Origin of the sequence: Rhodococcus sp. ZPP (assembly GCF_017656075.1) — a bacterium.
GTDB classification, from domain to species: Bacteria; Actinomycetota; Actinomycetes; order Mycobacteriales; family Mycobacteriaceae; genus Rhodococcus_F; species Rhodococcus_F oxybenzonivorans.
In genome coordinates this window covers 375,630-387,814 of the sequence record NZ_CP058639.1, presented here as the reverse complement: position 1 = coordinate 387,814, position 12,185 = coordinate 375,630, and the positions used below count along the sequence as shown (strand labels likewise).

14 protein-coding genes and 2 pseudogenes are annotated in these 12,185 nt (G+C 67.2%); 10 read left to right on the top strand and 6 right to left on the bottom strand.

Going from position 1 to position 12,185, the window contains the following annotated elements:
- Positions 1-44: 44 nt before the first annotated feature.
- From HYG77_RS33080 to HYG77_RS33050, 7 genes and pseudogenes are all read left to right on the top strand, one after another.
- Complete coding sequence (locus tag HYG77_RS33080) at positions 45-194, top strand: hypothetical protein (RefSeq protein WP_208963856.1); 150 nt, start codon at positions 45-47, stop codon at positions 192-194.
- A gap of 154 nt (positions 195-348) precedes the next feature.
- Positions 349-650 (top strand): annotated as a pseudogene (locus HYG77_RS33075) (hypothetical protein).
- 84 nt (positions 651-734) lie between these two features.
- Positions 735-1,056: pseudogene (locus HYG77_RS33070) on the top strand (hypothetical protein).
- 234 nt (positions 1,057-1,290) lie between these two features.
- The gene (locus tag HYG77_RS33065) at positions 1,291-1,629 is read left to right on the top strand and encodes a hypothetical protein (protein WP_208963854.1); all 339 of its coding nucleotides are present in this window, start codon (positions 1,291-1,293) and stop codon (positions 1,627-1,629) included.
- On the top strand, positions 1,626-2,165 hold the full coding sequence (locus tag HYG77_RS33060; protein WP_208963853.1) for a hypothetical protein: 540 nt from the start codon (positions 1,626-1,628) through the stop codon (positions 2,163-2,165). Before HYG77_RS33065 ends, HYG77_RS33060 begins: the two co-directional genes overlap by 4 nt.
- Before the next feature lie 584 nt (positions 2,166-2,749).
- Positions 2,750-3,397 carry a phosphate signaling complex protein PhoU gene (gene phoU / locus HYG77_RS33055; RefSeq protein ID WP_208963852.1) on the top strand — a complete coding sequence of 216 codons (648 nt, stop codon included), beginning with the start codon at positions 2,750-2,752 and terminating at the stop codon, positions 3,395-3,397.
- Between the two features lie 173 nt (positions 3,398-3,570).
- Positions 3,571-3,774, top strand: a complete 204-nt coding sequence (locus HYG77_RS33050) for a hypothetical protein (RefSeq protein ID WP_208963851.1) — start codon at positions 3,571-3,573, stop codon at positions 3,772-3,774.
- 429 nt (positions 3,775-4,203) lie between these two features.
- Here the strand turns inward: HYG77_RS33050 and HYG77_RS33045 are convergent, their stop codons facing one another.
- The gene (locus HYG77_RS33045) at positions 4,204-4,632 is read right to left on the bottom strand and encodes a hypothetical protein (RefSeq protein ID WP_208963850.1); all 429 of its coding nucleotides are present in this window, start codon (positions 4,630-4,632) and stop codon (positions 4,204-4,206) included.
- Between the two features lie 235 nt (positions 4,633-4,867).
- On the opposite strand from HYG77_RS33045, the gene HYG77_RS33040 reads away from it, so the two are divergent.
- Together HYG77_RS33040 and HYG77_RS33035 are read left to right on the top strand one after the other, a co-directional pair.
- Positions 4,868-5,314, top strand: coding sequence for an antitoxin Xre/MbcA/ParS toxin-binding domain-containing protein (locus tag HYG77_RS33040; protein ID WP_244461467.1), 447 nt, complete (start codon positions 4,868-4,870; stop codon positions 5,312-5,314).
- Positions 5,315-5,872: an RES family NAD+ phosphorylase gene (locus tag HYG77_RS33035; RefSeq protein WP_208963849.1), complete on the top strand. Its 558-nt coding sequence runs from the start codon at positions 5,315-5,317 to the stop codon at positions 5,870-5,872.
- Positions 5,873-6,614: 742 nt separating this feature from the next.
- Here HYG77_RS33035 and HYG77_RS33030 read toward each other — a convergent pair.
- Positions 6,615-6,980, bottom strand: coding sequence for an enoyl-CoA hydratase-related protein (locus tag HYG77_RS33030; RefSeq protein WP_208963848.1), 366 nt, complete (start codon positions 6,978-6,980; stop codon positions 6,615-6,617).
- Positions 6,981-7,355: 375 nt separating this feature from the next.
- On the opposite strand from HYG77_RS33030, the gene HYG77_RS41030 reads away from it, so the two are divergent.
- Entirely contained in the window at positions 7,356-7,598 is a 243-nt protein-coding gene (locus tag HYG77_RS41030; RefSeq protein WP_348273598.1) for a transposase, read from the top strand.
- A gap of 271 nt (positions 7,599-7,869) precedes the next feature.
- Here the strand turns inward: HYG77_RS41030 and HYG77_RS33020 are convergent, their stop codons facing one another.
- From HYG77_RS33020 to HYG77_RS33005, 4 genes are read right to left on the bottom strand one after another with little or no spacing between them, the layout of a single operon-like run.
- Entirely contained in the window at positions 7,870-8,385 is a 516-nt protein-coding gene (locus HYG77_RS33020) for a MarR family transcriptional regulator (protein WP_244461466.1), read from the bottom strand.
- Positions 8,386-8,442: 57 nt separating this feature from the next.
- Complete coding sequence (locus tag HYG77_RS33015; protein WP_208963847.1) at positions 8,443-9,993, bottom strand: AMP-binding protein; 1,551 nt, start codon at positions 9,991-9,993, stop codon at positions 8,443-8,445.
- The gene (locus tag HYG77_RS33010; RefSeq protein ID WP_208963846.1) at positions 9,990-11,423 is read right to left on the bottom strand and encodes a pyruvate, phosphate dikinase; all 1,434 of its coding nucleotides are present in this window, start codon (positions 11,421-11,423) and stop codon (positions 9,990-9,992) included. The genes HYG77_RS33015 and HYG77_RS33010 overlap by 4 nt, the downstream gene beginning before the upstream one ends.
- A gap of 14 nt (positions 11,424-11,437) precedes the next feature.
- The gene (locus tag HYG77_RS33005; RefSeq protein ID WP_244461465.1) at positions 11,438-12,046 is read right to left on the bottom strand and encodes a hypothetical protein; all 609 of its coding nucleotides are present in this window, start codon (positions 12,044-12,046) and stop codon (positions 11,438-11,440) included.
- Between the last annotated feature and the right edge of the window lie 139 nt (positions 12,047-12,185).

The following is a 12,185-nucleotide window of genomic DNA, read 5'->3' as shown; positions in this document are numbered from 1 at the left end:
TGCCATGGAGAAATCTTGCACGTTGAGGGAAGAGAAGTGTTGTGATGGCACGGACTACGGCAAATTTGGGCGCTCATGTGCTGCATGCGCTGCATGTGTTGCGTGTGAGTGTGGTGGGCATCGTTCTCTACGCCGGGTTGGTCATCGGGGTGGTTGTGGTGGCGGTGTGGAAGTTCCCGATGCCGGGCGTGTAGGCCCGCAGGCGGGTGTGGCCGGCCGGCGGCCGGTGGTGGAATCCCGCTACCTCGTTCGGGTATCACCGGGCGCAGTTCGGTCACACGCGAGGGGGGTGGTGCCCGCGGGTTCGGGTAATCGCTTCATCGAGGTGCGGTGCCCACGCCGGGCACCCTGGCCGGTGGGAAAGGACGAGCGAAGTTCGGGACGGGTCTGGGCGCGTTGATCGGTCTACTGGTGGTGGCGCTGGTGGTGGTTCCGCTCTCGTTCGCTGTGGCGGTACGTGCGGATGCGACGACCCGACGCCTTATCGGATCGCGGGCGCCCGAGGAGAACCGGGGTGGATTGCTCGCGGTGGCGGAGGAGGTGGTCGGTGTGATCGGTGGCGGCAGCGGGCGACGCGGGCATGGCTGATCTGCGGCGGCGCCTCGCTGCTCGCGGTGCTGGTCGTGGGTGTGCTGATCTGTATCGGGTAAGGCCCGCGACGTCCGCTCGCGTACAGGGCCGGTCGGTGCATGTGCTCGATCTCGGGTGTTCGGCGAGCGAAGAGGTGCACCACCATGGCCGGAAACAGCGGCAAGCGGCCGGTCGATGGCCCGGAGTTGACGATCGGTGTCCGGGTATTGGTCCACGGGCGCGCCGAGGCCGACCTCACCGGTGAGGTGGTCGAGGATTACGCGGCAGTGACCGACCCGGGCGGTGGTGGGCACGAGTGGGCGCCGGTGCATCGGTGGGCGGTCGCGCTCGACGACCGGCGGCTGGTTTTTGCCCACACCGAAGACCTGACCATCGATCCGGGCTTTTCTCGCTCCGCCCCGGAACCGAACCCACACCCGGATTCGGATTCGGATTCGGCCACCCGGCCGGCATCGGGCAGAGTGATCGGCGGCAGAGCATGCCGCCCGCGGATGCGTTCGACCTGAGAAGTTTCGGGAAGGCGTGGCGCCCGGTGATTCGCAGGGTCTCGATCTATCCCGAGGCCCATTCGTATAGGCGGGTGGGGGTCGGGTTGTCGCTGTGTGAGTGGGGGGTGACCTGCGTAAACGGTGGCTGGACCCGTACACTGTGGGCACCGACCGCAGCGGTAGTCGGCCTGAAGTAATGAGGGAGCGAGAGATGACCGTCGTCAACATGAAGGTCACCCGGCAGAAGCTCATGCAGACCGCGATCCTGAACAAGGTCGAGCGCGAGCATCTGCCCCTCGACACCGTCCGCGTACGCCGCAGTCTGCAGAGTGTCCGCGAGCATGTGAGTCGCAGCCCGTACTTCACCGACTTCCTGGATCGGTGGGAACGCATCGTCGAGGACAACGACGTCGAGACCCTTCGTCGGATCGTGGAGTCGGACGACGAGACCGGGAACGAGATGCGCAACCTTTCCCCGCTGCACGTGCTGCTGACCGAGGATGAACGCATGAAGGTCCTCGATGATCTGCGTGAGCTCGTCCTGAAGTGAACCGCGAGGAGCTCGAGCAGGTCATCAAGGCGGCCTGCGCGAACCTCGACGAGGGTCAGGTGATTGTCTTCGGCTCCCAGTCGATCCTCGGGACCTACGACGAAACGGAGTTGCCGGAGTACGCGACGTTGTCGCGTGAGGTCGATGTGTTTCCGCGGAGCGGCATCGACGCTCCGGCGTCGCCGGCAGTGGTGGAGAAGATCCTCACGCTCAACGGACGCCTCGGTGAAGGCTCACCGTTTCATGAGTCTTTCGGCGTGTACGTCGAGGACGGGTCGGAATACGGGCGGACGGGCTTTTGTCTCGATCCGGTCGACCTGTGTGCGTCCAAGGCCATTGCTGGTCGTGAGAAGGACCGCGTGTTCGTGGCGGCTCTCGTGGAGGACGGGATCGTCACTGCCACCCAGATTCTGGGCCGCATCGACGATTACGGGATCGAGTGGCCCGACACCTACGACGCTGACAAGGATGTAGCACTCGGTCGGGCCCGGAACTGGCTTGCCGGCCTCGAGAAATTCGACGACGGCCGCGGCTGATCGGGACGAAGCCGCGCCGGACCAAGCCTGAGCGCAGACCGCGGGGCGACCGTGATCGCCCTCGCTGGCACCTCCTGTCGGCGGGGATCCCAGCGGGGGCGACCCGGGCGATCCTCGACGGGAAAGCAGAGGCACTGAACGCCCTTCTGAGGGCGGTGGGCCCGGATCGGGACCTGGTTTGACGTACCGGACCCGCTGACCCCGAGATGGCGCGCCTGGGACCTGGAAACGGCCCTGTGGGCGTTGCCGGGGATCGCCGGGATGAAGGCGACGAACCTGATCGCCGGCCCACACCCCCCGGCTGTTTCCGATCTGCGGTTTCGGTGGTCAGTCAGGTCCTGGGCACCGAGCGGACACGTCTGTACCCGGTTCGGAAGGCCCTTCGCGCCGACGGCGGAGCGTGGCATCGCCGGTTGCTGGTCGATCCGGGAGGAGGCCGGCCCCCCCGAACAGATCTCGGCCTTGCGCGTGTTCGACGTGATCGCGTGGATGGAAGGCAAGAACCGCGGCCTCGGAGAGCGCTCTGAACTGGGAAGATGACAGGTCCCGGTGCTGTCTTCGGCAGGTGCACGAGGATGATGGGTATGCGGATGAAGTTTCACGAGCAGCTCGACGAGCTGACAGACCGTCTGGCGTCGATGTGCCGGCTGGCCGGGGAGGCGGTCCAGGCGGCGACCGAGGCTCTGGTGCTCGCTGACCTGCCGCTGGCGGAGCGGGTGTTCGACCTGAACGAACAGATCGAGGAACTGCGCGGTCCGTGTGAGGACCTGGCGATGGCGCTGTTGGCGTTGCAGGGCCCGGTGGCGCGTGATCTCCGTCAGGTTGTCACCGGTGTGCACCTGGTGGCGGATCTGAGCCGGATGGGCGGGCTGGTGCAGCATGTGGCCGAAAGTGTCCGCCGGCGTCATCCCGAGCACGTCGCTTCCGGTGCGGCGGAGGAGTTGCTCTCCGAGATGGGGCGGGTGGCGGCCGAGTTGGCCGGCCTCGCCGAACGGGTCCTGCGCACACACGATCCCGAACTGGCAGCCGAGATCGGTAGACGCGACGACGAGCTCGACGACCTGCACCGGCGGTTGCTCACCCTGATCGAGGATCCGGCCTGGACCGGCAGCATCCCGGCCGCGGTCGATGTGACCTTGTTGGGGCGTTTCTACGAGCGCTTCGGCGACCATGCCGTCGTGGTCGGGCGCCGGGTGATTTTCCTCGTCACCGGGGAACAGATGGCCTCGTAGGTCGTCGCCGCCACGGGCCGCGTCGCCGCGGCAGTTCCGGGGGTGGACTTCGCCCTGCCGTTAGTGTGCGCGTTCGTGCCGATGGCGGCGCTGGTGGCATGGTCCTTCATGACGATGGAGCTGCTCTTCACCCCGACTGAACCTGCTATTCGGGTTGTTCGAGGGCGTCGGTGATGCGTTCGTGGACCGGAGGTTTCGAGGTTCTGGCCGGCGGTGCGGGCGGCAGCATGGGCGCGGGTGTATTCGTCGGCTGGGCCGGATGGGGATGCGGTGGCGGGGCCTGGGGTGGGTTGCTGGTTCAGGTCGTGCTGGAGGTGCACACACATCTCGTCGATGCGCAGAGATGCAAGCTCGGTGAGGATCTTCGGTACTGGTAGTGCCTGAGCAAGGCCGTTTGGCGCCGGCTGTCCTCGAGGGCCTTCGTCGTTCACGCCGGTGATTGGGATGTGCCCGGCGACCGGGGCGGAGCCGCCGGTGCGCTGACACCCCCGAGCCTGCTCGTGGGTGCCGGGGCGGTGACACGCCGCGAGGGGGAGTTGGTGATGGACTGCTCGACATCGCAAGGAGCCCTGTGATCTTCGCGGTGGGTTGGTGGGCCGCGGTGGCCGATTGTCGGGGGCGGGTGGTTTCGCCCGTGAGGTGAGCATCGGGTGAGGCACCGGCTAACAGCGGACGGGATCGGTGTCGTCTACCCGTGGTTCTATCTGGTCATCGCGTTTCCTCTTGGAGCGAGGATCGGTTGCCTCGCAGGGCATCTCGTAGCCCACCGAGGGTGGCGGCTCGCACGCACCGGAGAATGCCCGCTGTCAGCGAGGGAAGAGGTGTTCCATCAGTTGGCCCGGGGCGCCCTCGTCACAGGCGGGGAGGATGTCCATCCACACACGCAGTGGTGCCCGTCCGATCACGGGTACGTCGACGAATACGAGGGAGCGCTGCGGCGAGGTCCAGTCGCGCATGTCGAGTGTCGAGCAGCCGGGGGTCGGTTCGAAGCCGCTGGTGCACAGCACGCTCACCCCGGGCTCGACGGGAGTCAGAACGCGGGTTCCCGGCACGTCGGGGTTCCAGAAGCCGGGGTCCTGCGGACCGAGCACGTCGTTGACGAACACGAGGGAGCCCCGCGGAATCGGCGGGGCGGCGGGGCCGGCACCGGCGGGGGCCGAGCCGATCAGAACCGTCGCAGCGGCCAGAGCGAGAGTGGCGCCGGTACGCCGTCCGGAGGAGATCGGCGAGGCCATGTCGGACTCCTCGGTCTGCGAATGTGCGGAAAGCGTGTCCTCACGTTAGCCGTTGTCCCACGTCGAGCGGCCGCTTCGGGTGACTGATCGGGAATCGAAGATTCTGGCGTAATCAGGAGCAGGTCAGGCGGTTCGCTAGCCATTCAATGATTCTTCGGTGTGCTCCGGCCCGGCTCAGGGTCACGGCCGCGGGGACCGGGTGTTACCCAACACAAATGTTGGGTAGGATGGGTGTATGGCGACGGTAAAGGCGCGAGACGAGGCAACGGCGGCGGCTGCGGCGAAGAAGGCCGCGGGGCGTGCGGCGCGGGCAAGTGGTCACGCGGGGAGGTCGCCGCGGGTGGCCGCCGATGATCCGTTGTCGGCGGAGCGGGTGCGGTACCTGACCGGCGCGTTCGGTGGCACGCAGCTGGCGGCGATCGTCGGGGTGAACCGGTCGCAGCCCTCGCGGTGGATCAAGGGTGTGGAGCGGCCGGGCCCGGCCGCGGCGCCGTTGTTGATCGACCTCGAGCACGTCCTGGCCCGCGCCCGCCTGGTCTGGGGGGAGACGGCCGCCCACACCTGGCTCGAGAGCGCCAACGCATATCTCGACGGGGCGCGTCCGCTCGATGTGCTGCAACTGTCCGGTCCTGCTCCGGTGCTCGAAGCGTTGGATGCGCAGGCGTGGGGCGGGGCCGCCTGAGTGCTGGTCTACCGCATCTTCCCGTACCTGTCCGCGGCGGCACCGGGGCAGCCGGGGCACCCCATGTATGAGCATCGGCCGCAGCGCGGCGGCCGGATCGATCACCCGGATTATCACGTCTGGTACCTCTCCCGACTGGCGGAGGCGGCCTGCGGGGAAAGTTTCGGGAACCTCGCCCGCTGGGAGGCGTCGATGCTGGAGTTCCCGCTACTCCCTGGTTCGCGGCGGGCGCTCGGGGTGTTCGAGTTGCCTTATGATCTGCGGGTCCTCGATTTGGACGACCCGGCCCAGTTGGTGCGGTTGGGGTTGCGCCCGACCCAGGTGGTGACCCGGAATCTGACGGTCACCCAGGGGTGGGGGCATCGGATCTGGTCGGAGACCGAACCCCACACGGCGGATCGGGCGTGGCAGGCGGTGTCGTGGTGGTCGTATCACCGCCCGCAGTGGTCGGTGCTGGCCTCCTGGCTGCGGCCCGAACTGGTGCGGGTCGAACCCCTGGACCTGGAGCATCCGGCGATCCTCGACTCGGCGAAAGCCCTGCAGCGCATCCTAATGTGACGGGTGCCGGAATCGCTGCCTCGCGCGTGAACGACGCGAAGTGCACCCGACGCGGCGGGCGGTGTCGGCCACCGCGGCCAAGCGGCGCGCTTCTTCCGTTTCGGAATCAGGTGCGCGAGCAAGACGACGACCGCGCCGACGACGAGCCCGGACGAGTGCGGACATCACGGACGAGTGAGCCGATCCGCAGCGTCGCACCGAAGCGGCGGAAAGTGGGGAAGCTGATCGGGTTACCAATCGGGACCCGCCCGAACTACCGGTACCCTGCGTTCCAGTTAGACCGGACGCGGCACAAATCCATGACCAGGTGAAGTACGCGAACCGGCGGCTCGCGGTGGCACAGGGCCTGTACGGTGCGGCGTCGTGGTGGCCGACGGGTACGGACATTCTCGACGGTCGCAGCCCGCTCGAGGATCTCGAGGCCGGTGAGCTGACCGAGATCGCGGGCGACAATGTCCCCGACACGGCCCGCCGGGGCATGCGAGCGAGTGCGAACCTCTCACGGCGCACCCGTGCACACCGAGATCATCGCGGCCGGAACCGAGTTATGGCGGATCCACCGCACCGACAGTCCGTTCTCGCCGAACGGTGTTCGACTCGACTGCCATCGACCATCGACCCCCGCACGATGCGGGTGCCGCGGCAAGGCCCGGTTCGACCCGTCCACGACAACCACATCTACCCGGCGGATCACACCTCGGCGGCTACCTGTAGGTCGGATGAACGATGGGCGCCCCGTGATTCAGGTCGGTATTGGGGTTTTGGGTGGCTCGTCACTCCACTGAGGAGTTCGACCCTCGAGCACCGCGCGGACGCCCTCGTCGAAGTCGGATCGGTCCATCAGGTCCACCTGCCCTGCGACCTCGCGTGCAAATGACGCTTTCATTTCCGCCAACGCTGCCTGATTGACAGCGGAGAGCCCGTAAGCGAGTGCAACTGCCGGACCGGCCGCCCGTCGTCGCGCAGCAGCGGTGACCTCGTCGAGGAAGGACGACACCGCATGCACCCGATCGGTCAGCCCAACGGCGACCAATGTCTCGGCATCGAGCTCCTCTTCCAGCAGCACCATGCGCTGAGCGAGAGCACGGCCGAGGCTGGCGGCCAGCAAACGCGGACGCTCCACCATCCGGCATCAGACCGACCCCTGAGAAACCCAACCGAAACCGGGTCCGTGCGGAGACCAGCAACAGGTCACAGGCCAGAGCCAGGGAGACACCCACGCCGACTACCAGACGTCCACGGCGGCAACTACGGGACGCGGCAGCTCGACCAGGCGCATCACCAGGGCGTCACCTCGTGCAGCAACGCCTCGGAGCCGGCGCGGTCCAGTCGCTCACGGTTACGGCGCGGTCGCCTACCTGGCCGCCTACGATGTTGACCGCGCCCAAGTATTCGGTCGTTGCGAGGGCACCACCGGCATCATTCCGTTCGCCCGTCTCGTCGAGCAGGTCATGACCCAGGAGCCTTACGCCTCAGCTGACCGGTGTTCTGGATTGTTGACAACGGCTCGTCTCACGGTGGACAAGCCGCGGTCGATCGCCTCGCCGAACAATTCCCCAACGCCATCATGGTGCACACACCCGTCCACGCGTCCTGGTTGAACCAGATCGAGATCTTCTTCTCCGGTGTCCAACGAAAAGTGGTCACATCCAACAACTTCTCCGACACCGACGAGGTCGCTGCCCGCCTGTCCGCTTTCGAGACCCACTACAACCAGGCCGCTTAGCCGTTCAAATGGAAGTTCACAACGACCGACCTGTCCGACGTCCTGACCAGACTCGACGACCACAAACCTGCCCACCCATGACCGAGCACATCTCCGCCCAGCCCCGCGCTGCCTGACCCCCGACGAACTTACGAGCGCGACCACTTAGCCGGGCTGGGCCACTGGGTCGGGGACATCCTGCAGTTCCAGAGGCCTTCCTGCGCCGTTGAATACCCAAGCCTTCAGTGTGGCGTCCTTTCGGGAGATGACCGTGATACACGCAGGGTGAGAATCAGGCGTCCCCGGCGCTCTGCCGCATGGCGGTCAGCGCGTCGTGCAGCTGGGTCACATCAGTCGGGCTGCTACCACGCATTCCGAAGTCGATGGCCGTCAGAGCGCGGGTCGCGGTGTCGATGGCCTCGCGACCCTTCTGGGTGATCGTCACGCAGGTGGCCCGGCGATCGGTGGGGTGCGGACTGCGCGCGAGGAGCTCGCGCTGCTCGAGCCGATCGGTGGCCAGCGTCGCGGTCGTCGCATGCACCATCAGGTTGCGGGCGAGGCTGGATATCAGCCGGGTCCCGTGCTCGGAGAGCTGCAGCGTCATGAGCAACAGGTAGTCGGTCATGTTGAGCCCGTGCTTCTTGAGCTCCGAGTCCACCTCGTCGGCCACCAGGCGCTGATACCGGAGCAGCGAGGTGAGGGTGAGGAACCGCTGTTCGTCACCGTCGAGCTTCTGCTGCTCCCAGTAGTGCCGAGCCCAATCCACCGGGTCGGTCATCGTGTCCGGTGTGACCTCTGTGCTTGTCACTCGTTTACCCACCATTCTCATTAGTCTACTCATCGAGTTTTCGGCCGGAGGGCCGACTCACCGAGCGGCGCCGAGATGGTCGCCGAGCGAGCGGATCTCGCCGGAACCACTCCCGGGCAGGCGACGCATCGCCTTCTTGTCCAGCTTCCCCACCGCGGTGCGCGGCAGCGATTCGGTCAGGTAGACCTGCCGGGGGATCTTGTAGCCGGCCAGTCGGCTCCGCGCGAACTGCTCGAGCTCGGAGCGATCCGGCGGAGATGACGGATCGGCAGGAACGATGAGCGCGGCAAGGCTCTCGCCCATCTCGTCGTGTGGCAACCCGAAGCATGCGACGTCGGCGACCGACGGATGTTGGGCCAGAGCCTGTTCGACTTCGGCGGGATAGATGTTGACGCCGCCCGAGACGACCATGTCCGACAGACGGTCGGTGATCCAGACGTAGCCGTCGCTGTCCATCCTCCCGATCTCGCCGAGGGTGAACTCCTGGCCACTGCCGGCGCCGATGATGTAGTTGATCCCGTGGCCGCTGGTGTCGCGGAACCACAGTGGGCCTTCGGTGTCCGGTGGCGCCGGCTGCCCGTCGTCGCCGAGGATGTAGGCCTCGAAAGGAGGTACCGCGCGACCGACCGATCCGGGACGCTCCAGCCACTCCGACGAGCTGATCATGCAGGTCGTACCGACCTCACTGGCGCCGTAACTCTCCCAGACGCGATCGCCGAGCCAGTCGATCATGGCATGTTTCACCGGTACCGGGCACTTCGCGCCGACCTGCAGGACGTAGCACAGCGAGCTCAGATCGGCGGTGCGGAGGCGCTCCTCGGGTAGCGCCAGCAGTCGCTGGAAATGTGTCGGAACCATGATCGTGGAGCCGATCCGGTCCCGTTCGATGGCCGCGAGCACTGCCTCCGCCCCGAACTTGCCGATCACTGTGACCGGCGCACCCCCGGCCAGAAGTCGGGTCCCGGTGAGCGGACCCGAGTGATACATCGGGCCGACCACCAGGTGCCTGCCGAAATCCACCATCCGGTTCTGCGCCAGGCCGGCCAGATGCCGGGTGATGTCGGCGCCACCCACCCATGAGGTGAACGGCAACTCGACGCCCTTCGGCCGTCCGGTGGTGCCGGAGGTGTACACCAGCGTCCGGCGGGGTGTCAGATCGGTCGGCGGCTCGGCGGGATCACGGGCCCAGTCCCGCCATGCGGCGACGCCGGCGGGCAGCGGTTCGGCGGATCGGCCCCAGGCGGCGACCGTGGTGATGCCGGCGAGTCGTGCGGCCTCGGCGGCGACTGGCGCGGTCCCGCGGTCACACAGCACCGCCCGTGCCCCGGAATCCTCCAGGATGTACGCGGTCTCGGCCGCCGTCAGATGCGAGTTGACCGCGACGGCCGACGAGCCCGCCAGAGTGCAGGCGACATATCCGAGCAGGGTCTCGGCGGAGTTGCCTGCGAGGATCGCCACCCGTCGCCGGGTGCCGAGATCGGCGGCGATCAGGGCGTTGACGGCGGGACGCAGCCGTTCGTCGACGTCGCGCCAGCTCAGCGCGCACTCGTCGTCGCGGAGCGCCACTTCGTCGGGACGCTCCCCGGCGAGCCGGGCGGCGAAGGTCATCGCGTTACCGCCACAGGCGTTTCCGTCGCCCAGTCACGCAGTTGCACGACGGCGTCGTGTTCCTTGCCGTGGACGTCGGCCAGCGGCAGGATGCCCTCGAAGATCTCGCCGTTGGTGCCGTCGACCGTCACGGTCTTCCCGATGAGGGAGTCCAGGACGCCCTGCCCACACCCGACGATGCACGGCGTGCCGAGTTCTCGACTGACCACCGCGGCGTGGCTTGTGGCTCCGCCGATCTCGGTGATGATGGCCTCGGAGACCACCATGCCGGCCACATCGTCGGGGTCGGTGGTGGGACGGGCCAGGATCACCGGGATACCGTCATCGGAAAGTTTCTCTGCCGCTTCGCAATCGGAGACCACACGGCCGCTGGCCACGCCCGGACACGCGGGCAGTCCGGAGGCGACCAGGGTGGCGTCGCGGCGCGCCACCGGATCAACGTGGGGTGCGGTTGCCGCCGCGATCTGGGCATCGGTGGCCAGGGCCACCGCCTCCTGCCGCGTGATGATGCCCTCCTGGGCGAGGGTCACCGCGATCCGGACCGCCGCCTGCGGCGAGCGCTTGGCCGCGCGCGTCTGCAGGAGCCAGAGTCGCCCGTTCTCGACGGTGAACTCGATGTCCTGGGCATCGCGACTGTGTCGCTCCAAGGCTTCCGAGGCCGCCATCAGCTGGGCGTGGACCTCGGGCAACTGCTTCTCGAGTTCTTCGAGGTGCAAGGCGTCGAACCGGCCGGACACCACGTCCTCGCCCTGGCCGCCGGGCAGCCACTCGCCGTACGGGGCGGGATCGCCGGTCAGCGGGTTGCGGCTGAACAGGACGCCGGTGCCGGAGTTCTCGTCGTAGTTGCCGAAGACCATCGCCTGAACGGTCACCGCGGTGCCGCCCTCGTGACTGATGTCGTGGTGCGCGCGGTAGGAGCGAGCTCGTGGTGAGTTCCAGGAGGCGAACACCGCCTCCGCCGCGAGGATCAGGTCGTCCCAGGGCACGCCGGTGGCCTCGGTCCCGACCACCCGGGAGAACTGCTCGACGAACCGTCGGTGGGTGTCGGCAGCGAAGTCGGGACTGCCGCTGTATTCCGCCACGCGGCGCTCCACGTCGGTATTCATCCCGAGGTTGAGGACGGTGTCCATCATGCCGGGCATGCTCTGCGCGCCGCCGGAGCGAACCGAGACGAGCAGCGGCGCGGTGTCGCAGCTGAGGCGGCGGCCGGTCTCGACCTGCAACCGGTCGATGCCATCACTCATGTGCTGCATGATGCGGTCGGTGAGCCGACCGCTGTTGGCACTGACCTCCGCGCAGAACGCGGTGGACAGGACGAATGCCGGCGGCACCGGCATCCCCAGGGCACGCATCCGGTTGATGCTGCGGGCCTTGCCGCCGACGAGGGCGGGATCCAAATCGGGAGCATCTCCCAGCCAGATGAACGTCATCGGTATGTTCCCTCCTAGACGGCGCGGCCGGCGGCCGCTTCTTCGGCCCGGCTGAGGCCGAGCATTCCGATCAGTTCTTCGTGAAGTTCGAACCACACGGTGTGGTAGCTGTCGGCGATGGGCCGCGCGACGAAGCCCTTGTCGCCCGCGGTGATCTGCTCGATCGCGTTGGCGAAGCGGGCCCGGTAGGTGGCCAGCCGGGGCGCGATCGCCGACATGCGGTCGACCAGCGGGGTGAAGCTGTCGTCGAGCGCGACCAGTCGCGCGATGATCTGACCGTCGTAAGTGGCGTCCGTGTGGTCGTTAGGTGCACCGTCACGGAGTTGCCAGTCGGTAATGATGTGCTTGAGATCGCTGTTGTGGTCGTCGAATTCGCCGTAGAGCACGCTCAGTGCGGTCTGATCGATGCCCTCGCGTTCCGCGGCCACCAGGGTGGCGAGACGTTCGCGGCCCTCCGGGGTGAGGCGCACGGACGGCTCGCCCTTGACGAGGCCGGTATCGCGCAGCTCGGCCAGGACGGCGCTCGCCGCGTCGACGTCGAGACCGGTCGATGCCGCGGCGAGTTCGGGCGACAGGCGGCCCTTCATGCGGGCCGCCTGCAGGATGGTGAGCTCGTGGGCCACGATTCTCCTCTTTCGTTGCGCGTGACTGGATGAGGTTCTCTATAGCGCAATCATCTATCGCAAGATAATCTACGGATAGAGTATTAACCGAAAGTGGCTGAGACGTCAATCACAGGAGCCGCTGGGCCGCGGCCGCGGC

What these genes read in the sequence shown, in the direction of transcription:
- HYG77_RS33080 (WP_208963856.1), top strand. Translation starts at nt 45, where the DNA reads ATGGCACGGACTACGGCAAATTTGGGCGCTCATGTGCTGCATGCGCTG.
- HYG77_RS33065 (WP_208963854.1), top strand. Translation starts at nt 1,291, where the DNA reads ATGACCGTCGTCAACATGAAGGTCACCCGGCAGAAGCTCATGCAGACC.
- phoU (WP_208963852.1), top strand. Translation starts at nt 2,750, where the DNA reads ATGCGGATGAAGTTTCACGAGCAGCTCGACGAGCTGACAGACCGTCTG.
- HYG77_RS33050 (WP_208963851.1), top strand. Translation starts at nt 3,571, where the DNA reads ATGCGTTCGTGGACCGGAGGTTTCGAGGTTCTGGCCGGCGGTGCGGGC.
- HYG77_RS33045 (WP_208963850.1), bottom strand. Translation starts at nt 4,632, where the DNA reads ATGGCCTCGCCGATCTCCTCCGGACGGCGTACCGGCGCCACTCTCGCT.
- HYG77_RS33040 (WP_244461467.1), top strand. Translation starts at nt 4,868, where the DNA reads ATGGCGACGGTAAAGGCGCGAGACGAGGCAACGGCGGCGGCTGCGGCG.
- HYG77_RS33015 (WP_208963847.1), bottom strand. Translation starts at nt 9,993, where the DNA reads ATGACCTTCGCCGCCCGGCTCGCCGGGGAGCGTCCCGACGAAGTGGCG.
- HYG77_RS33010 (WP_208963846.1), bottom strand. Translation starts at nt 11,423, where the DNA reads ATGACGTTCATCTGGCTGGGAGATGCTCCCGATTTGGATCCCGCCCTC.